The following is a 24,240-nucleotide window of genomic DNA, read 5'->3' as shown; positions in this document are numbered from 1 at the left end:
CCCACCACAAGATGAGATTTCTTTAAAGGGTCGTGGGAGATTACCACGTTGATAGGCTATAGGTGTAAAGGCAGTAATGTCATAGCCAAGTAGTACTAATAACCCATAGGCTTATTGTACGCCTGTTTTTTTAAAAGTTAATTACAAATTTTCATGAATCATTTTTTCAATATGTTATTATACGGTAAAGTAGGTAAAACTACATACACCGAAAGATTTAAGGTGATTACAGCGATGGGGCTCACCTCTTACCATTCCGAACAGAGAAGTTAAGCCCATTAGCGCCGATGGTACTACATTCGTGGGAGAGTAGGTCGTCGCCTTTTTTAGAGAATCCTCAACAGTTATTTGTTGAGGATTTTTTTTGTTTATAATATTTTGTAATGGGATTATTTATAGAACATGTTAGTTTTTTTATTATTTAAAAACTATGTATATTATTAATAAATTTGGTACTTTTATTGGATATGAATAATTTAATTAAGTCGGTAATTAATACATTAAAAAAAACAAATCTGGTTTTATATAATATCAGTGAGGAAGACTATGTAAATAATTCTGTTCCTCCATATTACTCTAGTATTGGGTCCCATATAAGACATATATTTGATTTTTATAATTGTATTATTGATAGTGAAGATAATGTAATAGACTTAACTTTAAGAAGGAGGAATTTAGAGGTTGAGTTAAGCGTCTCTAAAGCTATAGAACAACTAAATACTCTAATCAGAGCTTTAGAAAGCTTAAATTCTAAATTAAATGAAACTATTTTAGTTATTGATGATTTGGGTTTAGGAAAAATAACTATAGAATATAACTATAGCTCCTTATTGGCACAATCTAATAGTCATACAATACATCACTACGCGATTATAAATTATATACTTGATCATTTAAAGATTGAAATTGAAGATTCGGAATTTGGCTTAAACCCAACTACGCCTAAAATTTTGAATTAGTTATTATGTTTTTTAAACATACTATCTAAAATTGTATTTATTCCTTTGAACCCCATAAATATTGCTCCTGCACATAGAATTAATGCTAATATTATTAATGGAATATATAAGGGCTTGTCTTGGTTGCTAAATGCAACATATAACAATGTTGGTCCAATAAACATTAATAATAAACTAATCCCCATTTTTTTTAAACCACTATATAATACTTCTTTATCTGTTTTCATAATTAAAATTTTTGATAGATTCTCTTACACTACCATATTTATTCAATAATTTTAGAGCTTCTTGATAAGATATTTTTAATTCTGAAGTAATCATTTTTGCTCCTCGATCTACTAATTTATCATTACTGAGTTGCATGTCTACCATTTTATTTCCTTTTATATGTCCTAATTGAATCATTGTAGTAGTAGTTATCATATTTAAAACGAGCTTTTGTGCAGTACCAGCTTTCATTCTAGAACTTCCTGTAACAAATTCTGGCCCCACTATAACTTCGATCGGATATTGAGCTGTTAATGCTAATGGACTATTTTTATTTGAAGTTATACATCCTGTTATAATATTGTTTTGATTACAAATTTCTAATGCAGTTATAACATAAGGTGTAGTACCTGATGCAGCAATACCAATTACAATATCATTACTATTAACTTTATATGCTTGTAAATCTTTCCAGCCTTGAGTTTTAGAGTCTTCGGCAAATTCTACAGCTTTGCGAATTGCGGTATCACCTCCTGCAATTAAACCTATGACTAAATCATGAGAAACTCCAAAAGTTGGAGGACATTCTGAAGCATCTAAAATACCTAAACGACCACTAGTTCCTGCGCCTATATAGAACAATCTTCCACCATTTTTTAGTTTTAAAACTACTTGTTTAACAAGAGCTTCTATTTGTGGAAGTGCTTTTTTTACAGCATTTGGAATTGTTTGATCTTCCTTATTGATGTTATTTAATAACTCAGGAATACTCATGTTTTCTAAGTTATTATAATTTGAATCCTTTTCTGTGATTTTAGTAAAGTCCATTTTTTAAAGTTACAATTTTGTTTGCGTTAGTGATAGTAGTGGCATCCTTTTTTGCAAAAAAAGATATAACGGATAGCACGACTCTTATAATTTTTTTTAATTATAAGAGTAACGCCCAAATTATTCTACGATATAAATTGTTTCGAAAGCTTGTGATACTCTAAAGTATCCTAAGGGAAAATTGTTTGGATTTGTTTGGTTTACACAATTGCCTCTTACTGTTGCTGGTTGCGTTTCGAATGGTCCTCCTGAATTATCACCAGATTGTTGCAAAAGGATAAACATATACTCGTAAAAACGTTCGGAAACACCATAGTTTCGTATTATTAATTCATCTCCTGTTTCTAGATCTTCTTCTGAAAAAAATGCAAAAATTTGATTTCCATTTGTAAACTCGTCATCGTAAACTTCTAAATTAGGTATAGCTGCGATATCTGTTACAAATTCATAAAAATAATAATTATCCTCATCAACTGGATCTGTGTAAAACGCTTTAATTTCAATGTCTTCTCCTGTGAATCCTCCTTCGTTGTTTTGTTCTATATAATCTATTGGAGTTACTGTTTGCATGGTTTCTGATGCAGTGTATATTTCTTCGTTATAATTGATAGTTAATGTATAAGTTTGATTTATTTCTGGTAGAAAACTTGTATTTATATAAATACCAGTGTTACCTTCTTCTGTAAATGTGAATGTGTTATTATTCCCATCTGTAACTGTTACTATTGCATTGTTTGCTGGAGGCACACTCTCGTTAAAATATGGCGCAGACTCGGTTAATTTTATTTGTTGAGTGTTTCCATTGGTGCCTTCAAACCAATTTATTGAGGCTTCTATAACGAGTTTAGGCGTTGCTGTTGGTAAATCTACTTCGATTACATCTTCGCAAGAAAAAATTAAAAAGCTACATACGATTGCTATAAATAGTTTTTTCATAATTAAAATTTAAAGTTATAGGTTACTGATGGAACGATGCCAAAAATAGAAAGTCTTGTGGCTTCGTTAGTACCTGTCATTCTATTTTCTCCAAAGCTTATAAATGCTGCATTTCTTCGGTTATATAAATTATAAATTCCGAAAGTCCAATTCCCTTTTATACCTTCTTTTTTATTTGGATTTGGTGTGTAATTTGCAGAAATGTCTAGGCGATGATAGCTAGGAAGTCTTACAGCATTTCGATCACTAAAACTCGGAATACTTATTCCGTTATATACGTATTGGCCATTTGGATACGTTGTGGGTTGCCCTGTTTGAAACAAAAAATTTGTATTAAACGTCCATTTAGAATTTAAGTCGTAACTTCCTGTAATGGATATGTCGTGTGTTTTATCGTAGGCTGTGTTATACCAATTACCTTTGTTTATACCAGTTTCTAACGCAGTTCTGCCAGGAGTTCTCTGTTCGGACTTACTAATTGTATATGCAAACCAGCCTTTAAATTTACCTTCGTTTTTTTTAATTAAAAACTCTAATCCATACGCCCTTGCTTCTCCATTTAATATAATTTGTTCTATTGCGTTATTGGCAATTAAATCTGCTCCATCTACATAATCAATTCTATTTTTTATGGTTTTATAATAGCTTTCAATTTCTAAAGAATATGTATTATTACTGAAATTTCTGAAGTAACCAATTGCAAATTGATCTAATAATTGGGGTTTTACATATTTACCACTAGGTGTCCAAATATCTAAAGGTGTTGGCGATGTTGTGTTGGATAATAGATGTAAATACTGTGCCATTTTGTTATAGCTTGCTTTAACTGAGGATTTTGAATTTAGTTGATAGGCTAAAGAAAAGCGAGGCTCGAGATTTAAAAATGCTTTTTCAGTTTTACTTCTGCTTAGGGAACGACTACCAATTGGATCTGCTTTTTCGTAAACCTGAAGCTCTTGGTTAAACACAATAGGATTATCATTTTCATAGACATTTAATTGGTTTTGGCCTAAGCGTAAAAACGAACTTAATCGCAGACCATAGGAGAGTCTTAAATTATCTGAAATTTTATGTTCGGTATCAATATATATTGCGTTTTCAAAAGCATACTTATCGGTTAGTTTAAAATAATTAATTCCAGAATTTGATGTGCTTGGTTCAATCTCGCCAGGATTAAATTTATGATAAATACTATTTAATCCATATTGCAATTTTATTTTATCGTTTAGGTAGTGTTTTAAATCGTATTTAAAGTTGAAATTTTGAATACCAGAATTCCAGTTAAATTCTACAAAATTTAAATTTAAGCCATAGTAATAATCCGAGTAGATTAATGATAGGTTTGAAAATAATTTATCCGAAAACAAATGATTCCATCTAAAATTTAATACAGTGTTTCCATACACGTTTTCGAAACTTTCCTGAATTTTAAATAAATCTCTACCAAAGTAACCAGAGAGATAAATATTATTTCGGTCATTCAATTTATAGCTTAATTTGGTATTTAAATCGTAGAAATACGCTTTATTATCGATGTCGAAAAGTGGAAGGAATAAATGTGCATACGATGTTCTTCCGCCTAAAAGAAAAGATCCTTTTTCTTTTTTTAATGGACCTTCTACTAACAATCTACTAGATACAATACCAATTCCTCCATTAACATGAAACTCTTTATTGTTTCCTTCTTTTTGATAAATATCTAATACAGACGATACACGACCTCCATAACGAGAGGGAATTCCGCCTTTATAAAGCCTTAAGTCTTTAATGGCATCTGGGTTAAACACTGAGAAAAAACCAAATAAATGCGACGAGTTATAGATTGTAGCTTCATCCAAAAGAATTAAATTCTGGTCTGCTGCTCCACCACGAACATTAAAGCCAGAAGAGCCTTCTCCTGCATTGGTTACACCAGGAAGTAAGGTTATGGCTTTAATAACATCAGCTTCGCCTAAAACAACAGGAATATCTTTTATAGTGGACGCTTTTAATACGTTAACACTCATTTGAGGTTGCCTAATATTTAGTTTTTCTATGTTCTGAGTGATAATAACTTCGTCTAAACTTTCTAAAGATTCTGTTAAGCTAAAATCTTTTTTTAAGCTTTCGCTAAGCTCTATGCTTTCAGAAAAATCATTAAAACCAATATAACTAATTACTACATTATAGGTTCCTTTTGGAAGTGTTATAGAATAAAAACCATACTCATTGGTTATGGTTCCTGTTTTTAATTCAGGAATTAAAATATTAACGCCAATTAAGGTTTCGTTACTTTTGGCCTCAGAAATGGTTCCACTTAAGGTTACTTTTTCTTGAGAAAAGGAAGTAATACTAGTACATAAAATACTTAATATTAATAGGAATACAAATCTATTCATGCAGTTGATTTATAGAATAAAAATATAAAAAAAGCTCCTTGATTAGGAGCTTTTAACATAACCTTATAGTTATAATTAGTTGTTTATTATTTTGTTTAAAGTTGCACTTGGACGCATAATTTCAGTCAATAATTTTTCCGAAGGTTCATAATAGCCTCCAATGGAAACAGGTTTACCTTGTACGTTATTTAACTCTTCTATAATTTTAGCTTCGTGTGCTTGTAATTGTTTAAATACTGTAGCAAAATAATGTTTAAGTTCTGTATCTTTTTCTTGATTTGCTAACGCTTCAGCCCAAAATAAAGCTAAATAAAAATGACTACCTCTGTTATCTAACTCATTGACTTTACGCGATGGTCCTTTCTTGTTTTCTAATAATTTTTCTGTTGCATCATCTAACGCATCTCCTAAAATTTTTGCTTTTGGATTGTTATTTACTTGGCTAAAATGTTCTAAAGATACAGCTAGTGCTAAAAATTCGCCTAGAGAATCCCAACGTAAATGGTTTTCTTCTAATAATTGCTGTACGTGTTTTGGTGCAGACCCTCCAGCTCCTGTTTCGAATAATCCTCCTCCATTCATTAAAGGGACTATAGATAGCATTTTTGCACTTGTACCAACTTCTAAAATTGGGAACAAGTCTGTTAAATAATCTCGCAATACGTTTCCAGAAACAGAAATCGTGTCTAATCCATCTTTTAATCTTTCGCAAGTAAAAAGTGTTGCATCGATAGGCGATAGGATACGAATATCTAATCCGTTAGTATCGTGGTCTTTTAAATATGTATTTACTTTTTTAATTAATTCTGTATCGTGTGCTCTCTTTTTATCTAACCAAAATACTGCTGGTGTTTGAGAAGCTCTTGCTCTAGTAACTGCTAACTTTACCCAATCTTGGATTGGTAAATCTTTAACTTGGCACATTCTCCAAATGTCTCCAGCTTCTACTTTGTGAGCCAATAAAACAGTTCCATTAGCGTCTATAACTTCTACTTTTCCGTTAGATTTAATTTCAAAAGTTTTATCATGCGAGCCATATTCTTCGGCTTTTTGAGCCATAAGTCCAACATTAGGTACAGTTCCCATAGTGGTAGGATCAAAAGCACCATGTTTTTTGCAAAAATCTATGGTAGCTGTATAAATACCAGCGTAGCTACTATCAGGTATTACTGCTTTGGTGTCTTGAGGATTACCATCGTTATTCCACATTTGACCAGAGTTTCGAATCATTGCAGGCATAGACGCGTCAATAATTACATCACTTGGTACGTGTAAATTTGTAATTCCTCTTTCACTATTTACCATTGCTAGATCTGCACTATGCTCTAAAGCATAACGAATATCGTTTTTAATTTCTTCGTGCTTATCTTCTGGTAATTGGTGCAAGTTGCTTAATAAATTTCCAAAACCGTTGTTAACATCAACACCAATTTTATCAAAAGTTTTTCCATGTTTTTCAAATAAATCTTTAAAGAACACGCGAACTGCATGACCAAAAATAATTGGGTCACTTACTTTCATCATGGTAGCTTTCATGTGTAACGAAAACAACACACCTTTATTTAATGCATCTTCAACTTGTTCGCTTAAAAACTCTAATAATGCTTTTTTGCTCATTACAGTAGCATCAATAATCTCGCCTTGTAAAAGAGCTAAATTGTCTTTTAAAACGGTTGTGTTTCCTGTTGTATCTGTATGCTGTATTTTTACTGTAGTCGCTTCATTTAATGTCAAGGATTTTTCGTTGTGTGCAAAATCACCATGCGTCATTGTTGCCACATGAGATTTAGACTCTTTACTCCATTTACCCATAGAATGTGGGTTTTTCTTAGCGTAATTTTTTACAGCTTTAGGAGCTCGTCTGTCGGAATTTCCTTCTCTAAGTACAGGGTTTACAGCACTTCCTTTAATTTTGTCGTAACGTGATTTTATGTCTTTTTCTGAATCGTTTTCTGGCTCATCAGGATAGTTAGGTAGCTTATAACCCTTTTCTTGAAGCTCTTTAATTGCTGCTTTTAATTGTGGTACAGAAGCACTAATATTTGGTAGTTTTATAATATTAGCTTCTGGTTGTTTTGCCAATTCACCAAGAAAGGCTAAATCATCAGAAACTTTTTGATCCTCGGTTAATACATCTGGGAAAACAGCTAAAATCCTTGCTGCCAGAGAAATATCTTTAGTTTCTATATGAATTCCTGAAGGTTCAACAAATGATTTTACAATAGGTAAAAACGAGCGTGTTGCTAAAGCAGGAGCTTCATCTGTGATTGTATATATAATTTTTGGTGATTGTGACATATAGTTGAGTTTATTGTTATAAAATTAGAGTTGCAAAGATACAAAAAACCGCACGTTTTATAAAACCAATACAATGCGCATTGACTATTGTTAAGTTGATAAAATTATGAGGTATAAATTATTGAATTCTGTATAAAAATAAAGAAAAATCAATTTATGGTAATTGTGTAGAGTGAAAACAGACCAAGCACATTTTCTTTTTAAAAATTTACATTTTAAAACTATACTTATAAGTAAAAACTATATAAAAATAAAAAGCCATAACATATAGAATTAACTAAACTTGCTATGGCTTCTTTTGACATCATATTACTTTAATCTATTTGGTATCGCTACCAGCACAATTCGAAAACTAAATTTCTCCTCTATTCAATTAAAATAGTACTAAGTCAATGGTACATTTAGGAATAACTTTCAAAATGTATTGACCTGTTATCTAAATGACCAGAATTGTTTTTCTTGAAACTTCATTAAATTAATTAAAAACTAATTTGTTATAAAGTCTTGTCTTTAACTGTAGCATTCTCTTTCAATACTGCTCAGTATATAGACTTTCAAATTTACTAGTTACTTTCTGTAAACATAAAGCACTTTTTAAATTATCATGATTTTATTGGTTAAATATTGCTATAAACCTTTAAAACCTCAAAAAACAATGTAATGTTAAAGAACGTATCTTAAACGCAAACAAATAGTATTTAAATTATAAAATAGAAATAAACTAAGTGTTGTTATTTATTTGCATTACTAAAGTATAAATTATTATCAATAAAGCAAATTTTTTAAGCTTCTAGATATCAACAAGTTATAAACCTTAGTTATTAACAAAAGTTAATAACTAAAAAAGGATGCTTAATTAAGCATCCTTTTTTAAAATCTATTGGAAAGCGTAAATTAACGTCTTTTCTCCTTAATTCTTGCTTTTTTACCAGTAAGTCCTCTAAAGTAGAAAATTCTAGCTCTACGAACTTGACCTCTTTTATTAACTTCAATTTTTTGTAGTGCAGGTAAATTCACTGGGAAAATACGCTCAACACCAACAATTCCAGACATTTTTCTAATTGTAAATGTCTCAGAAGATCCCGTTCCTCTGCGTTGTAAAACAACACCTCTAAAAAACTGAGTTCTCACTTTTTCACCTTCTCTAATTTCGTAGTACACTGTGATTGTATCACCAGCGGAAAACTCAGGAAAGTCCTTTTTTGTTACAAATTCGTCTTGTACAAATTTTATTAAAGATTCCATATCTTTATATTTAATTATAATTAATTCAGAACAACATTCACGATTTTCGCCAGAGGTTAACCCGAAATTGGGTGCAAAAATAACTATTTATTACTAATTAGCACTATTTTTTTTACTTTTTTGGGTGTTTCTTTTTGTAACTAAAAGGGTCACAAAACGTCAGGCTTTCCGCAGTCGCTCTCTGCGAGGAGCTTCAACAATGCTTCAATCCTTAACACAAATTTAGTTAACCAATACCTTTTAGTTTAATAGGTAAATACACTAATTCCTCAGCATTACTATCGTTAGGTTTATAGCGAGTATTTAATTCATTAAAATGTAAAGTATTATTTAATGTATATTTAGATTGCGGCAACCATTGAGTGTAAACAGTGCTCATAAATACTCCAAAACCCTTAGAAGTACCTACATATTTAAAAACAGCATAAAGGCACTTTTTTAGCGTAAATGTTTTCATGCCTTGTGGTATATCTTCAAATTTAGACACTTCTACAGTTGCCCATTTCTGGAAGGTGTTATTTGGATTAAAGTTTTCAAAATACAAATCATCATATTCTAAAACCTCCAAAATACAATCAGAAACAGTATTTTTTATATGTACTCTATGTGGCATAAAACCAGAAAACAACTCAAACGTTTTATTGTTTACTAAGCTCATTTTCAGAGAATGGCCAACAAGTTTTTTCTCGTTTATTGTTTTTATTTCTGGCGAAATTAGCATAAATCGTTATCCTTTAAATCGTTAAGAGCAAATAGGAGTAAGCCAATACCAAATAATATAAAAGCCAAGGTGTTAAAGTAATTTGTAATAATTATATTTTGTAAAATATTACCACTCGAACCAAAAAAATAACTGGAAATTGTTCCTAAAGCAAAAGCTAAAACACGTAATACACAACCAAGCAGCAGTAATATTGTACTTATTGTTTTCTTTTTAAGATAAATAGTAATACAAGCTGTTAAAATTATAATGTAAACAATAAACGATATAATGCTTGTTGCTGCAAAATGTAGTTGTTGCTCTTCCATAGGTTGTGATTTAAATGTTATAGTTATTGTTTACTCGTTAAGTAAATCTGGTCGTTTGGCTTTTGTGCGTTCGTACGCTTGCTCTTCTCTCCATTTTTCTATGTTGGCAGCATGACCACTAAGCAACACTTCTGGCACATCTAACCCTTTGTAGTGTCTGGGTTTTGTGTAAATTGGAGGAGCAAGTAAACCATCCTGAAACGAATCGGTTAAAGCAGAAGTCTCATTACCTAATACACCAGGAATTAACCTAATTATAGCATCGCATAAAACAGCAGCACCAAGTTCTCCACCAGAAAGCACATAATCTCCAATCGAAATCTCTTTGGTAATCAATAAATCGCGTACTCGTTGATCTACACCTTTATAATGGCCACAAAGTATAATAATGTTTTTTTTTAAAGAAAGGTGATTGGCAATACCTTGGTTTAAGGTGTCGCCATCTGGAGTCATATAAATAATCTCGTCATAATTACGTTGGCTTTGTAATTTAGAGATGCATTTATCTATAGGCTCTATCATCATTACCATTCCTGCTCCACCACCAAATTGAGTATCGTCTATAGATTTATAGTTATCTGTAGTGTAATCTCTTAAGTTATGAAAGTGTACTTCTACCAAATTAGCCTCTATAGCACGTTTTAAAATGGAGGCTTCAAAAGGACTTTTTAATAATTCTGGCAGTACAGTAATAATATCTATTCGCATTGGTTTAGTATAAGCCTACAAATATAATTTAAATTTAGAGATTTGTTGGATAGTTGCTTTTTTTGAGTAAATTTTGTTAAACGGTTACTCATAAAAAAGTTGCGTTTTTATATGCGTGAATTTTATGCAGGAAAATCAGACGTATCAAAAGAACTATGACTTTTTTTTATGTTTAAAGAAGCAAACCAAATTGATTGAGTAGTACTTATCTGTTAGAGCATTTTTTGTTGATGAAAAACTCCAACAAAGGCAAAATAATGTTTTACTTGTTTTTTAAATTCAGTTTTTTGTTAGAATCCTTTGTTTATTCGTTCTCTTATTTTTTCAAGTTCAGTTTTAATCTTTTCGTCTTTAATTAATTCCGAATGTCCAGTTACTTTTTTAGTCGTTTTTTTCCAAAATGGATAAAAAAACAGCATAGTACTTGTTCCTAAATTTTCATAAGTTCCATTTTCTCTTTTCATTTCATAAACATTCTTAAAGTTCACTTTACCTTTATAATAATCAGTTCTCTTCATTTTTGTAGTGAAAAAATCTAAAAGTCGATTAAGTCCTTCTATTAGGTCTATTCCGTATTGTTCTCCGTAGTGAATATGACTAACTCCATATCCAAGAATTAATTCAGAGTTTCCAATGTCAAGTTCAAACCAAATTGATGAATCTTCTTTTTCTTGTGAGTAAATGGTAATATGATAAGAGTCTTCATATTCTTTTGATTCATTATAATTGTCAGTAAAATTTTTGTCAAGAAACCCTTTAATTTCATTGTAAATAATTCTCCTTTTTTCTATTTCCACTTTAATTTTCCTTTCAATTTTGGTTCTCGTTTATGTCTCAGTTTTAATATTTGTCCTTAAACGAAACTAACGTTTTTAATGTTTAGAAGTAAACCAATTTTTTGAGTAATACTCATTAGTTATAGTAATTATTATTAGTGAAAATTACCATAAAAAACCAAATTTCTCTAACACCATTGTTTCAGTATTAAATTTAATTACTCTAAAATCTCATAATCTATACTTAGTTTTCGTAAAGCTCTTAATGCTGATCCAGAATTTTTATCGGTTACTTCTATATCTACAGCATCTCCTTCTAAAAGTATTTCTGTAAGTTCGTTGCACAAGGAGTCACTATTTATAGTAGAAATTTCTGCAATACATTTGGCTATAGCTCTTTTATCTGGTCGTTGTGCATCGCAGGACAATAAATTTAATTTCATAATCACATTATTTTATTGTAAGATACTAAAAAGAAGAGGTGTTAGAATGATAATTTTAGTATTATTCATTTTTTGTATCTAAATCTTTTCAGCAAAAAACAGCTTCTTATTTTAGCTTTTTAAATCTGTATTCAACCACATATAATGTAAGTCTTCGTCTCGCTTCCAATCCATGCTTTCGTAAAGATGTTGTGCAGGATTTGTCGTTTCGGTTTGTAAGGCAACACCTTTATAATTGTGTTGCATGCATAATGCTTTTGCTTTGTTTAATAAGGCAACTCCAATACCTTGTTTTCTATAATTTTTAGCCACATATAAATCATTAAGTATAAAAAGCGGTTGCATACTCACTGATGAAAAACTATGAAATAAATGCGTAAAACCCACTGCTGTATTGTTTATATACGCAATTAATAAAATAGTGTCTTGTTTACTTAAACGCTGTTTTAAAAACGTTTCTGCAGCTTTTAGATTTGAGTCTTGTTTGTAAAACACACGATAGGCATCAAAAAGGGGTAAAAGGTCTTGAAGCTGTTTTGTTTTGGCTTGTACTATTTTCATGCTAAGCAGTTACTTTTAATAGTTAAATATAGCAATTTATGAGGTCTCGACTGCGCTCGACCAGACCAACCAATTCTTTTAATGCAAAAAACCTCTCAAGAGTAATTATAACTATTGAGAGGTTGTTTAGTCTATATTAACTAAATCTACTTGTTAGATTTATGTTTATTGATTTCGTCTTGTAATTGTCGTCTCACTTTTTGTTCGCGTTCTAATGCAATACGTCTGTGTTCTTCAAACTCTTCTTCGGTTTCTGCTAAAGATTTTTTAGCATCTCTTGTTATAGCATTACTATTTTTAAATTTATAAATAAAAAATAGGAGTAAGGCTAATAATCCACCAATAACAGACCATAATAGGATGTTGTATCCAGATTTACTCATCTGTAACCCAAAAAGCGACATGCTGTCTTTCTCAATATTTGTCTGGTCTAAAGTACCTTGAGTTGTACTTAAACTCGATTTTAAATTACTAATTTCATTAGCTTGGCTATCGACTTTGGCTTGCGTATCGACTAAGTTTTTTCTTATGGCTTTAAGAGAATCCAAGGTGTGTGCTTTTAATGCATATAACCACGTTTTTTTAACGACTTTAAATTCTTGATAGTTGTTTGATTTTTGGATAACATATTCAAACTGATTATCTATTGTACCACTATTTAAAGACAGTTTCTCTTCGTCTTGATTGCTATTTGTTTGTGCAGAAATACTAATTACAATGCTTAATAATAAAAGGATTGTAAATGCAAATTGTTTTTTTATCATGTTAAAAAAATTAGTTGGAAATGCGAAAATATGAAAAAATAAAGCCTTACAAAAAGTAAGGCTAAATTATATACGTTAATTGTATCTGTTTTGGATTACTAGTAATACGTAAAACGTCTTACTTTAGCAATATATTTAGCTAAACGTATTACTTGATGGCTGTAACCATACTCGTTATCATACCAAATATAAAGAATAGCATTTTTACCATCTTTGCGTACTATAGTGGCTTTACTATCGTAAATTGAAGGTGCAGAGCTACCAACGATATCACTAGATACTAGCTCGTCGCTCATTTCGTATTTAATTTGCTCTACCAAATCGCCTTCTAAAGCATATTTTTTCATCGTAGCATTTAAGCTATCTACGCTTGCTTCTTTTTCTAATTCTAAATTTAAAATTGCTAAAGAACCATTTGGAACTGGTACACGAATAGCATTAGAGGTTAGTTTACCTTCAAAACTAGGTAAAGCTTTAGAGACTGCTTGTCCTGCTCCAGTTTCTGTAATTACCATATTTAATCCAGCTGCACGACCACGTCTGTATTTTTTATGAAAATTATCTACTAAATTCTGATCGTTTGTGTAAGCGTGTATGGTCTCTAAGTGACCACTTGTTACACCATACGTATCTTCTATAGCTTTTAATATTGGAGTAATAGCATTTGTAGTACACGAAGCTGCAGAGAAAATATCAATTTTATCAGGATTGTTTTCTAAGTGATTGACACCATATACAATATTTGGGATGCCTTTTCCTGGCGCAGTAAGTAATACTTTGTCTGCTCCTGGAGAATTTTTTAAACGTGTTAAAGCCTCTTTATCTCTAAAGGCTCCTGTATTATCGATGATTAATGCATCGTTAATGCCGTATTTTGTATAATCAATATCTTCTGGTTGGTTAGCCGAAATTATATTAACAGTCGTCCCATTAATAATTAAAGCTTCATTTTCTAAATCTACAGAAACCGTTCCTGAAAAATCACCATGTACAGAATCGTTACGTAATAATGCAGCTCGTTTTTCTAACACTACAGCATCATTTTTACCACGTGTTACTATAGCGCGTAAGCGTAATTGACTGCCTTTACCAGTTCTAGTCATTAATTCTCTAGCGACTAAACGACCAATACGACCAAAACCATAAAGTACAACGTCTTTTGGTGTAATTGAAGCATTATCGCTTGCACCTTTTAGTTTACTAGCCACAAATGCCATAGCATTGGTATGCTTTTGCTCTTCTAAATGATACTCATAAGTTAATTTGCCAATATCTAGTTTTGCTGGCGGAATGTCTAATGTTTGAATGGCCTGAGCAATTTCTACAGAATCGAAAATAGAAATTGGTTTTTGCACAAATTCGCCTGCATATTCATGAAGGTTAAGAATTTCGCTTACATTCCTATCTATTAATTGGTTTCTAAAAATAACAAGCTCAATGGATTTATCATACCATAAATCACTAACTGTTTTAATAAATTCTACAGTAGCGCGACGTCTGTCTGCTTGAAAAGCTAATTCACTCTCGTAAGTTTCGTTAACTGACATTGGTTTTTAATTTTAGTGTGTTGTTTAATTTTTTGCAAAAGTATATATTTCAAACGTTTTCGTAAAGTAAAAAGCGATAAAAAACAAAAAGCACTTTAGCGTTTGCTGAAGTGCTTTTTGGAATTCATATCATTGCCATTTTATCTAAAGTAATGACGTTCCTTTTCGCCATTTGGACTTATTAATTCTACTTTAAATGAATCGCCTTGAACTCGATTTTTCAATAACGCTTCAACTTCATCTACGCTGTGTACAGGAACATCATTAATAGCAGTTATTATGCTGCCTTCTCCAACTCCATTAGCTAACCAATATTTAGAATAATTAATATTATCTGTTAGGCGTTGGATTTTAACTCCATTTTTAGCTTTAACTTTTCTTAAATCTTTAGGTTTAGCGTTTTTAATTATACCAACCATTGGCACAATTAAAGTTTCATTTTTTAATAATTTAACTTCCAAGTCTTTTTCTACACCATTCCTCAAGATATTTACTGTAACAATATCATTAGGGCTTTTAGAGTTTAAAAAGCCTGTTAAGTCAGAGAATTTTCTAATTTTAATATTATCTATTTTTTTAATAATATCTCCACTTTTTAAACCAGCTAGTTCTGCTCCAGAGTCTTCTTCAACATCATCAATGTAAAATCCTTGTGTTTCTGCAACTCCTAGCTTTTCAGCAGAGTTACTATTTAATGAGCCTCCTCTTACACCTAATATACCATACTGTACATTACCAAACTCCATAATATCCTGTACTACTTTTTTAGCGATATTACTTGGTACAGCAAAAGAATAACCAATATAAGAGCCTGTTTGTGAGGAGATAGCAGTATTTATGCCAATTAAATCTCCATTTGTATTCACTAATGCACCTCCAGAATTTCCTGGGTTAACTGCAGCATCTGTTTGGATAAACGATTGCTGACTTCTGCCAGATAAATCACGAGACTTTGCACTAATAATACCAGCAGTAACAGTTGAAGTTAAATTAAATGGGTTACCAACTGCTAAAACCCATTCGCCAATTTTTACTTGGTCGCTATCTCCAAAAGTGGTGTATGGTAAATCTTCATCAGTTTCAATTTTTAACAGTGCAATATCTGTTTTTGCATCAGTACCAATAATTTCTGCTTTTACTGTTTTATTATCGTTTAAGGTTACTGTTAATGCTTGCGCTCCTTTAATAACGTGATTGTTTGTTATAATATAACCATCTGGCGAGATAATAACTCCACTACCTGTTCCTAATTGGTGACGTTGAGGTACTCGACCAGAAAACAAATCTTGCAATGTAGGTTGTCTATTACTTACAGTTACACTTTTTACGTGCACAACAGCATGTACTGTTTTTTCTGCCGCAGTTGTAAAATCAATAGTTTCCGCAGCACCTAGTTTGGTTTTAGAAGTATTTAAAGTGGTTGGAATATAAGTAGCATTGGCTTCACTACTTGTTACTATATTAGGTTGTTCTTTTTCTATAAAGGTTTTATAAGCTCCAAGAGTAATTGCTCCTCCTAATACCGAAACTAAAACCAGTGTTAAAATCTTTTTCATATTTATTTAGTTTAGAATTAATAGAATAACGATTAAATTTAATTAAATGTTGCCAGCTAAATTTAACTTTAACGACTATTTAACACCTTAAATACAAGTGTAAAATACTATATTTGTTTTTGTAATTTTTTAGCATGACACAAACTTTTTATAAATACCAAGGCACAGGTAATGACTTTGTATTTATTGATAACAGATCACTTAAATTCAACAAAAAGGATACCAAAGTTATTGCGCATTTGTGTGACAGACGTTTTGGCATTGGAGCAGACGGTTTAATACTATTAGAAAACGACTCTACTTCAGATTTTAGAATGGTGTACTACAATGCAGATGGTAATGAAAGTTCTATGTGTGGTAACGGAGGACGTTGTATAGTGGCCTTTGCTAAATTTTTAAAAATTATAGATAATAAAACCACATTTGTAGCAATTGACGGTTTACATCATGCAACAATTGAAGACGATTTGGTAAAACTGAAAATGCAAAATGTAGAGGCAATAGAGGTGTTTGAGAATTACACCTTTTTAAATACAGGTTCGCCACACCACGTGCAACTCTCCCACGATTTAGAGCGATTAGATGTTAAAACCAAAGGCGCAAAAATTCGCTATGGGAAACCTTATAACAAAGTAGGTAGCAATGTAAACTTTGTACAAAAAGTAAACGACCATACTTTTAGAATGCGTACTTACGAGCGTGGCGTAGAAGATGAAACACTATCTTGTGGAACAGGAGCAACAGCAGTCGCTTTAGCCATGTACAAAACGCAACAGACTAAAAGTAAAACAGTATTACTAAAAGTAGAAGGAGGAGAGTTATTAGTCTCTTTTGAAGCAGACGAAAACCAATTTAAAAATATTTGGTTAATTGGGAGTGCAAAACAAGTTTTTAAAGGCGAAATCTCATGGTAACACTTAAAGGCGAACATATATTTTTACGTGCTTTAGAGCCAGAAGATTTAGCGTTTATACACCAAATTGAAAACGACGAAACCATTTGGGAACTTAGTAATACCGTAACTCCATATTCTAAATATTTAATTAAACAATATTTGGATCATGCACATAAAGATATTTTTGAAGTTAAACAATTACGTTTAGTAATTTGTAATTATGAAGAAGAAGCGCTAGGAATGATAGATGTGTTTGATTTTGATTTTAAAAACCGAAGAGCAGGAATTGGAATTTTAATTAAAGATACTAATAACCGAAATAAAGGCTATGGAAAAGAAGCCTTACATTTATTAATTAATTATTGCTTTACACATTTAGATTTACATCAATTATATTGTAACATTTCTGAAGAAAATAGTGCAAGTCAAGCCTTGTTTATACAAGCTGGATTTAAACAAATAGGTTTAAAAAACGACTGGAATCTAGTTAATGGAGCCTTTAAAAACGAATATTTATTTCAATTAATAAACACCAATGTACATTAAAAAAATACTTATAGCAATTGTCTTTATAGGACTAGCCATTGCAGCATATTTTGCCTACTTTGTTTATGGCGCCATGTTTAAGCCAAACACCGCTTTTGAAACGGAAAAAGAATACATTTACATACCTACACATGCCAATTATAACGATGTGCGCGAACAGTTAAAACCTTTATTAAAGGATATTGATAATTTTGATGCTTTAGCGGCCAGAAAAGAATATACAAAATATGTAAAACCTGGTCGATTTGTTATTAAAAAAGGTATGAATAATAACGACATTATAAACTCTATTAGAAGTAATAATGTTCCTTTTAATTTGTCTTTTAACAATCAAGAACGTTTAGAAAACCTTGCTGGTCGTATTGCAGAGCAAATTGAAGCAGATAGTGTTTCCTTATTAAAAGCGTTTAAAGAGGAAGCATTTTTGAAAAAAGCAAATTTCACAAACCAAACCGCTTTAGGGATGTATGTGCCTAATAGTTATGAGTTTTTCTGGAATACTTCTGCAGAAGACTTTAGAGACAGAATGCAAAAAGAGTATAAACGTTTTTGGAATGATAATAGATTAGCCAAGGCTAAAAAATTAAATCTTTCTCAAAACGAAGTCATCACTCTTGCATCTATAGTCCAAAAAGAAACAGCAAAAGTAGATGAGCGGCCAAGAGTAGCAGGAGTGTATTTAAACAGAATACGAAAAGGTATGCCTTTACAAGCAGACCCAACAGTTATTTACGCCATTAAAGAAAAAACAGGAAATTTCAATCGTATAATAAAACGTGTACTTTATAAAGATTTAGAGTTGGACTCTCCATATAACACTTACAAATATGCATCTATTCCTCCAGGACCAATTACAATGCCTGATGTATCTTCAATAGACGCAGTTTTAAATGCCGAAACGCATGATTATATCTTTTTTGTAGCTAATGTAAAAAACTTTGGGTATCATAAATTTGCCAAAACTTTAGCTCAACACAATCGTAACAAACAAGAGTATGTTAATTGGATAAATAAGCAAGGCATAAACAGGTAAAATGTTAATTGTTTTATAAATTTTACATTTCAAATTCACTTCACTAGAATTTTTTAGTAAAAATCTCATCGGTTTAAAGTGCCTAATAACGTTCGTTTTTCCCTCTTATTCAGCTCTATAGCTTAGATTGAAGCACTTAAACGATTGGTTTTCAGGTTTTAAAAAATAGTTGTATATTTGCACGTCGAAAATTTAGGCCTTAATAGTTAATATAAAGGGCCTCTAAAATTTAGAGATATGAAAAAAAATATTGCAAGTATTTTGTCGCTATTGCTTACAATATGTACATTAATTTATATTTCTGTAACGTCACAGGACGATATAGAATCCATAAATTTTTCTACAGCAAGTAATAATTCTCACGATTTGGCCTTAGTTGTTTCCAATCCTGAGAATGCATTTACTCCAGAATTAGGAAAATCCTATTTAGGTTTTAAAGAAGCTTTAGGATTTAAAGAATCTCAAAACAATTATTTTACAGTTAATGACTATGGTTATTTAGGGAAGTACCAATTTGGTAAAGAAACTCTAAAGATGATTGGTATTTACAATCCAACTCATTTTCTATCTAACCCAGAATTACAAGAGAAAGCATTTTTAGCAAATGCACAGCGTAATAAATGGATTTTAAGAAAAGACATAAAACGCTCAGTTGGAAAAGTAATTAATGGTGTTACAATAACAGAATCTGGTATTTTAGCAGCAGCTCACTTAGGTGGACCTGGTAGTGTGAAAAAATACCTTAGAAGTTATGGCGCAGATGTTTTTGAAGATGCTAATGGTGCAACAATACAGTATTATATGAAAAAGTTCTCTGGTTACGATACGTCAAATATCAAACCAAACAGAACAGCGAAGGTTAAGCAAATTTAGTAGTTTTATTAACTTTTATGTATTATGAATAGTGTAGGTCTTTTGTGAAGATCTACGCTATTTTTTTTCCACTCATTTGCCGTTTTTGTTTTAATAAACTCTGTTGCTAAAGTAATATCGCAAGCCACACAAATTGAGGTGTCATTACTTAAAATACTCGATAAATCTTCAAGCATTTTATTATTACGATAAGGTGTTTCTATAAAAGCTTGCGATTGATTATGTTCAAACGAGAGGCGCTCCAAACGTCTAATTTCTGTTTTACGCTCCTGTTTATCTATAGGTAAGTAACCATTAAAGGCAAAGCTTTGTCCATTCATTCCAGATGCCATTAAAGCTAAAAGAATAGAAGAAGGACCAACTAAAGGCACAACTTGGATGTTATTATTGTGAGCAAGCTTCACAATTTCTGCTCCAGGATCTGCAATACCAGGACAACCAGCATCAGAAATTAAACCCATGTCTATTCCTTGTTTGCAAGGTTCAATAAAACTAGGAAGTTCTAGTTCGTTGGTAAACTTATTTAATTGAAACAGTTTAAGCTTAGACTGTTGCTTAGAAGGTGATATTTTTTTTATAAACCGACGTGCTACTTTTTCGTTTTCAACAATATAAGTATCAATGCTTTCTACTACTTTTTTAACAGTTAGTGGTAAAACCTCTAAAGGCGAATTGTCTCCTAATGTGTTTGGAATAAGGTATAGTTTCCCTAGTGGTTGTTGCATTTACTGTATTAATAGTTTAGTTGTAGTATTAGAACCATCTGTTTTATTAATAGTTATTAAGTACATCCCAGAGGTTAAGTCTTTGGTGTCAACAGCAATAGTGGAGGTGTTAATTGATTTTACTTCTTTTACAAGTTTGCTTTCAATAGTATAAAAGGCTATATTTTTTATACTGTTAAATTGTTCTCCAAAATTAAAATTCACACTATGCGTTGTTGGATTCGGAAACATAGAAAATTCAGTAAACGTTTCGTTATTTAAACTTAAATTTGGATCTGTTAGTTTGTAAATACTTCCGCTTCCACCTATATATAACTCTCCATTTACATCTTCACCAAAAGTTACCCAACCTCCATTTTCATTAGGACTTTGAAAAGTTTTATCCCAAGAGGTTCCATTATTGGTAAGTATGCCAATTTCTTGACTGCAGTAATCTGCGAAAAAATATTTACCTGAAAAAGCTGGGTAGTTTGAGCCTCTATAGATGTAACCTCCTGTTATTGAGCACTTAAATGAGCCATCGTTATTATGAGAGTATTCTTGTACAGGATCTGTTAGTCCTGTGCATGGATTACCAGAGGTATTATAATCGTGCATTCCTTCTCTACAACGCCATCCATAGTTTATTCCAGCTTGTGTTGGAGAAGCTAAATTTATTTCTTCATAACTTCCTTGTCCTACATCTGCAATCCAAATATCTCCTGTATCTTTATCAAAAGAGAATTTCCAAGCGTTTCTTAATCCTGTTGCCCAAATTTGATCTGCACCAGCAGTTCCAACAAAAGGATTATCTGCAGGATTTGTATAACCAGATCCACTAACATCAATACGCAATAATTTACCTAAAAGCAAATTGTTGTTTTGTGACCTGTTTCCTGGATCACCACCAGCTCCTCCATCACCAGATGAAATGTATAAGTAACCATCTGTTCCAAACGCTATTTTTCCACCATTATGGTTAGAGAATGGTTGAGAAATAGTTAATAAAATGGTGCCATTTGTATTTGCAATATCAGGATTAGCGCTTACTGTATATCTAGAAATTACAGTATCTCCACTATTGTTTGTGTAATTAACATAAAACCTTCCTGATGTTGCGTAATCTGGTGCAAAGGCCAAACCTAGTAAGCCTCTTTCTCCTCCAGAACCTACAATGTTATCAATATCTAAAAAAGGAGTACTATTAGCAGTTCCGTTAGCATTTAAAATTTTGATTCTACCGCCTTGTTCAACAATAAACAACCTAGAGTCTCCTGCATGTGCTATATCTACAGGACTAGAAAATGAAGGGCCAAAAGGCACAAGTTCTACCGTTTGCGATGTTGAAAAAGAGGTAAATAGTAATGCTATTAAAAGGGAGTAAATTATTTTCATAGTCATAAATTTTTATAAAGTTAAGAAAAAAGTATTACTATATGTACGCAGGAAACTAGTCAATTAGTTTTTTTGTAATACTATCGCAAGTGGAATCTAGTAAATGATAAAGTTTTTCAAAATCACTAATATCTCCATAATAGGGATCTGGAACATTTTTTACATCGGAATCACTTTCATCTAAAATGAGTTTCACTTTAGAAATATCGTCAACGTTTCTGGCTAATTTTACAATATTTTCGAAGTTAGAAGAGTCCATGGCATAAATAATATCATATTCTTCGAAATCTGAAACTGAAAATTGCCTTCCTCTTAAATTAGAAATATCAATTCCGTTTTCTAAGGCAACTTTAATAGAGCGATAATCTGGTGCACTACCTATATGGTAGTTTGCAGTTCCTGCAGAATTTATAGTAAAGTGTTTTGGTAATTTTTTACGAAGTATGCCTTCGGCCAATGGAGAGCGACAAATATTGCCTAAACATACCATTAGAATTTTGGTCATAATACTATAAATTAAATATTGAAGCTGTTGTTACACAGAAAGCTTTTTTGTTAAGTCCTCAACATACTTTCTAAATTGCTTATCTGTAGAAGACAGATTGTCAACAGTTTTGCAAGCGTGTAAAACAGTGGCATGATCTCGTTTTCCTATTTGAGAACCAATACTTGCTAATGAGGCTTTTGTTAACTTTTTTGCAAAAAACATTGCTAATTGTCTTGCCTGTACAATATGGCGTTTTCTTGTTTTAGATTGTAGCGTATCTACGTCCATTTGGAAATAGTCTGAAACAGTTTTTTGTATGTAATCTATTGAAACTTCGCGCTTTGTATTTTTAACAAATTTCTCTACAACTTGTTTTGCAAGCTCTATATTAATTTCCTTTTTATTAAAGGACGATTGTGCTATTAATGAGATAATGGCTCCTTCTAATTCTCTAATATTAGATTTTATATTTTTTGCAACGTATTCTATAATATCGTCAGGCATTTCTACACCATCTCGATATAATTTATTTTTTAATATAGAAACACGTGTTTCAAAATCTGGGTTTTGTAATTCGGCAGAAAGTCCCCATTTAAAGCGCGATAATAGGCGTTGCTCAATATCTTGCATATCTACAGGTGCTTTGTCACTGGTAAGAATGACTTGTTTTCCGTTTTGATGTAAATGATTGAAAATATGAAAAAACACATCTTGTGTGCCTGTTTTTCCTGAAAGGAATTGCACATCGTCAATTATTAAAACGTCTATTAATTGGTAAAAATGAATAAAATCGTTTCTATTATTCTTTTTAACAGAATCTATATATTGTTGTGTAAATTTTTCAGCAGAAATATATAAGACGGTTTTTTCTGGGTATTTATCTTTTATATCTACACCAATAGCGTGTGCTAAATGTGTTTTACCTAATCCAACACCTCCAAAAATTAATAAAGGATTAAATGAAGTTCCTCCTGGTTTAGAAGATACAGCTAAACCTGCACTTCTTGCTAAACGGTTAGAGTCGCCTTCTAAAAAATTATCGAAATTATAATTAGGATTGAGTTGCGATTCAATTTTTACATTTCGTATTCCTGGAATAACAAAAGGATTTCTTAATTGAGGATTTTTGTTGTTTAATGGTACATCTACATCCTGTGCTTTAACAGAGGTTCTATTAGAACTTGGAATGCGTTCTGTAAAAGGTTGCTTGTTGCCATAAGTGTTTTCCATTTTAATAATGTAAACTAACTTTGCAGTTTCGCCTAACTCTTTAGTTAGTGCAACTTTTAAAATTTTAACGTAGTGTTCTTCTAACCATTCGTAAAAGAATTTACTAGGCACCTGAACGCTTAAAGCGTTTTCAGAAAGCTTAACTGCAATAATGGGTTCAAACCATGTTTTATAAGCTTGAGGTTGAATATTGTCCTTAATAAAATTCAGACAGTTATTCCAGACCGATTGCGCAGTTACACTCATGTAAATTATAGATTCTTTTAAGTTAGTCAAAAATGAGACCGAAATTTGATTAAATTCCGATGCTTTTAATAGCGTGACAAATATGTGAACAAATTTCTAAAAAAAAAAATGAAAAGCTATTGAATATTAACTTTTTTTTTCTCATGTTTAACCACATTTCGAAACTACAAAAAAAAATTCATAAATGGATATAAAATTCGATGAAATACCAATACGAGTAAGATATGCAGAAACCGATCAAATGGGAGTTGTTCATCATGGGAATTATGCATTATATCTAGAAATGGGACGTACAGAATGGTTGCGAAAATTAGGAATTTCTTATAAAAGTATGGAAGAAAATGGTGTAATGCTTCCTGTGATTTCTATGAGTTTAAATTTCAAAAAATCAGCCTATTATGATGCTATTATTAAAGTAAAAACGCAACTTAAAAAAACACCTTCTGTTAAGATAGAATTTGACTATGAAATCACTAATGAAGCAAACGAGATATTAGTTACTGCAACTACAGTTTTAGCTTTTATAAATATGAAGACCAAACGACCAATGAAATGTCCTGATTATATTTTACATAAGCTGTAATTAAAGCAGTTGT

The 24,240-nt window shown here is 31.5% G+C and carries 25 protein-coding genes and 2 rRNA genes; 8 read left to right on the top strand and 19 right to left on the bottom strand.

Going from position 1 to position 24,240, the window contains the following annotated elements:
- From ACVC5O_RS08600 to ACVC5O_RS08590, 3 genes are all read left to right on the top strand, one after another.
- Nucleotides 1-119 (top strand): 23S ribosomal RNA (locus ACVC5O_RS08600); the annotation flags it as partial.
- A 99-nt stretch (nt 120-218) separates the two neighbouring features.
- Nucleotides 219-326 (top strand): 5S ribosomal RNA (gene rrf, locus ACVC5O_RS08595).
- Nucleotides 327-467: 141 nt separating this feature from the next.
- Complete coding sequence (locus ACVC5O_RS08590; RefSeq protein WP_452221065.1) at nt 468-959, top strand: hypothetical protein; 492 nt, start codon at nt 468-470, stop codon at nt 957-959.
- Here ACVC5O_RS08590 and ACVC5O_RS08585 read toward each other — a convergent pair.
- The 15 genes from ACVC5O_RS08585 to ACVC5O_RS08515 all read right to left on the bottom strand — a co-directional run bounded on the left by ACVC5O_RS08585 (nt 956) and on the right by ACVC5O_RS08515 (nt 16,235).
- A complete protein-coding gene (locus ACVC5O_RS08585; protein ID WP_452221064.1) occupies nt 956-1,186 on the bottom strand; it encodes a DUF6095 family protein in 231 nt (76 codons plus the stop codon). The genes ACVC5O_RS08590 and ACVC5O_RS08585 overlap by 4 nt on opposite strands.
- A complete protein-coding gene (murQ, locus tag ACVC5O_RS08580) occupies nt 1,173-1,994 on the bottom strand; it encodes an N-acetylmuramic acid 6-phosphate etherase (protein WP_452221063.1) in 822 nt (273 codons plus the stop codon). The genes ACVC5O_RS08585 and murQ overlap by 14 nt, the downstream gene beginning before the upstream one ends.
- Before the next feature lie 120 nt (nt 1,995-2,114).
- On the bottom strand, nt 2,115-2,930 hold the full coding sequence (locus ACVC5O_RS08575; protein ID WP_452221062.1) for a DUF4249 domain-containing protein: 816 nt from the start codon (nt 2,928-2,930) through the stop codon (nt 2,115-2,117).
- A 2-nt stretch (nt 2,931-2,932) separates the two neighbouring features.
- Nucleotides 2,933-5,308 (bottom strand): TonB-dependent receptor, encoded by a 2,376-nt coding sequence (locus ACVC5O_RS08570; protein ID WP_452221061.1) that lies wholly within the window; start codon nt 5,306-5,308, stop codon nt 2,933-2,935.
- A gap of 75 nt (nt 5,309-5,383) precedes the next feature.
- Entirely contained in the window at nt 5,384-7,606 is a 2,223-nt protein-coding gene (locus ACVC5O_RS08565; protein WP_452221060.1) for an NADP-dependent isocitrate dehydrogenase, read from the bottom strand.
- Nucleotides 7,607-8,500: 894 nt separating this feature from the next.
- On the bottom strand, nt 8,501-8,851 hold the full coding sequence (rplS, locus tag ACVC5O_RS08560) for a 50S ribosomal protein L19 (RefSeq protein WP_452221059.1): 351 nt from the start codon (nt 8,849-8,851) through the stop codon (nt 8,501-8,503).
- Nucleotides 8,852-9,077: 226 nt separating this feature from the next.
- Nucleotides 9,078-9,572 carry a GyrI-like domain-containing protein gene (locus ACVC5O_RS08555; protein ID WP_452221058.1) on the bottom strand — a complete coding sequence of 165 codons (495 nt, stop codon included), beginning with the start codon at nt 9,570-9,572 and terminating at the stop codon, nt 9,078-9,080.
- Nucleotides 9,566-9,880: a hypothetical protein gene (locus tag ACVC5O_RS08550; RefSeq protein WP_452221057.1), complete on the bottom strand. Its 315-nt coding sequence runs from the start codon at nt 9,878-9,880 to the stop codon at nt 9,566-9,568. The genes ACVC5O_RS08555 and ACVC5O_RS08550 overlap by 7 nt, the downstream gene beginning before the upstream one ends.
- Before the next feature lie 30 nt (nt 9,881-9,910).
- Nucleotides 9,911-10,588, bottom strand: a complete 678-nt coding sequence (gene trmD / locus ACVC5O_RS08545; RefSeq protein ID WP_452221056.1) for a tRNA (guanosine(37)-N1)-methyltransferase TrmD — start codon at nt 10,586-10,588, stop codon at nt 9,911-9,913.
- A 290-nt stretch (nt 10,589-10,878) separates the two neighbouring features.
- Entirely contained in the window at nt 10,879-11,385 is a 507-nt protein-coding gene (locus ACVC5O_RS08540; protein WP_452221055.1) for a hypothetical protein, read from the bottom strand.
- 197 nt (nt 11,386-11,582) lie between these two features.
- Nucleotides 11,583-11,807, bottom strand: coding sequence for a hypothetical protein (locus tag ACVC5O_RS08535; RefSeq protein ID WP_452221054.1), 225 nt, complete (start codon nt 11,805-11,807; stop codon nt 11,583-11,585).
- A 111-nt stretch (nt 11,808-11,918) separates the two neighbouring features.
- On the bottom strand, nt 11,919-12,368 hold the full coding sequence (locus tag ACVC5O_RS08530; RefSeq protein WP_452221053.1) for a GNAT family N-acetyltransferase: 450 nt from the start codon (nt 12,366-12,368) through the stop codon (nt 11,919-11,921).
- Nucleotides 12,369-12,514: 146 nt separating this feature from the next.
- On the bottom strand, nt 12,515-13,132 hold the full coding sequence (locus ACVC5O_RS08525) for a tRNA (guanine-N1)-methyltransferase (RefSeq protein WP_452221052.1): 618 nt from the start codon (nt 13,130-13,132) through the stop codon (nt 12,515-12,517).
- Between the two features lie 98 nt (nt 13,133-13,230).
- Complete coding sequence (locus ACVC5O_RS08520) at nt 13,231-14,679, bottom strand: glyceraldehyde-3-phosphate dehydrogenase (RefSeq protein WP_452221051.1); 1,449 nt, start codon at nt 14,677-14,679, stop codon at nt 13,231-13,233.
- A 140-nt stretch (nt 14,680-14,819) separates the two neighbouring features.
- Nucleotides 14,820-16,235 (bottom strand): trypsin-like peptidase domain-containing protein, encoded by a 1,416-nt coding sequence (locus tag ACVC5O_RS08515; RefSeq protein WP_452221050.1) that lies wholly within the window; start codon nt 16,233-16,235, stop codon nt 14,820-14,822.
- A gap of 134 nt (nt 16,236-16,369) precedes the next feature.
- Between ACVC5O_RS08515 and dapF the strand changes: the two genes are divergently transcribed.
- The 4 genes from dapF (at nt 16,370) to ACVC5O_RS08495 (ending at nt 19,582) form a co-directional block, all read left to right on the top strand.
- On the top strand, nt 16,370-17,149 hold the full coding sequence (gene dapF / locus ACVC5O_RS08510) for a diaminopimelate epimerase (protein WP_452221049.1): 780 nt from the start codon (nt 16,370-16,372) through the stop codon (nt 17,147-17,149).
- Nucleotides 17,143-17,676, top strand: a complete 534-nt coding sequence (locus tag ACVC5O_RS08505; protein ID WP_452221048.1) for a GNAT family N-acetyltransferase — start codon at nt 17,143-17,145, stop codon at nt 17,674-17,676. Before dapF ends, ACVC5O_RS08505 begins: the two co-directional genes overlap by 7 nt.
- Nucleotides 17,666-18,709 carry an endolytic transglycosylase MltG gene (gene mltG / locus ACVC5O_RS08500; protein WP_452221047.1) on the top strand — a complete coding sequence of 348 codons (1,044 nt, stop codon included), beginning with the start codon at nt 17,666-17,668 and terminating at the stop codon, nt 18,707-18,709. The genes ACVC5O_RS08505 and mltG overlap by 11 nt, the downstream gene beginning before the upstream one ends.
- Before the next feature lie 237 nt (nt 18,710-18,946).
- Nucleotides 18,947-19,582 carry a peptidoglycan-binding protein LysM gene (locus ACVC5O_RS08495; protein ID WP_452221046.1) on the top strand — a complete coding sequence of 212 codons (636 nt, stop codon included), beginning with the start codon at nt 18,947-18,949 and terminating at the stop codon, nt 19,580-19,582.
- An 8-nt stretch (nt 19,583-19,590) separates the two neighbouring features.
- Here ACVC5O_RS08495 and ACVC5O_RS08490 read toward each other — a convergent pair whose 3' ends face one another.
- Genes ACVC5O_RS08490 through dnaA form a run of 4 tightly spaced genes read right to left on the bottom strand, consistent with a single transcriptional unit; the run spans nt 19,591 to nt 23,644 of the window.
- A complete protein-coding gene (locus ACVC5O_RS08490) occupies nt 19,591-20,307 on the bottom strand; it encodes an SAM-dependent methyltransferase (RefSeq protein ID WP_452221045.1) in 717 nt (238 codons plus the stop codon).
- Nucleotides 20,308-21,681: a PQQ-dependent sugar dehydrogenase gene (locus ACVC5O_RS08485; protein ID WP_452221044.1), complete on the bottom strand. Its 1,374-nt coding sequence runs from the start codon at nt 21,679-21,681 to the stop codon at nt 20,308-20,310. It lies immediately after the preceding gene.
- 55 nt (nt 21,682-21,736) lie between these two features.
- The gene (locus ACVC5O_RS08480; protein WP_452221043.1) at nt 21,737-22,186 is read right to left on the bottom strand and encodes a low molecular weight protein-tyrosine-phosphatase; all 450 of its coding nucleotides are present in this window, start codon (nt 22,184-22,186) and stop codon (nt 21,737-21,739) included.
- Nucleotides 22,187-22,216: 30 nt separating this feature from the next.
- Complete coding sequence (gene dnaA, locus ACVC5O_RS08475; protein WP_452221072.1) at nt 22,217-23,644, bottom strand: chromosomal replication initiator protein DnaA; 1,428 nt, start codon at nt 23,642-23,644, stop codon at nt 22,217-22,219.
- 184 nt (nt 23,645-23,828) lie between these two features.
- On the opposite strand from dnaA, the gene ACVC5O_RS08470 reads away from it, so the two are divergent.
- Nucleotides 23,829-24,227: an acyl-CoA thioesterase gene (locus tag ACVC5O_RS08470; RefSeq protein ID WP_452221042.1), complete on the top strand. Its 399-nt coding sequence runs from the start codon at nt 23,829-23,831 to the stop codon at nt 24,225-24,227.
- Nucleotides 24,228-24,240: the final 13 nt, after the last annotated feature.

The sequence above is a fragment of the Lacinutrix salivirga genome (genome assembly GCF_053604675.1).
Note: the sequence above shows the minus strand (reverse complement) of the source record. Positions and strands in the feature narration are given on the sequence as shown.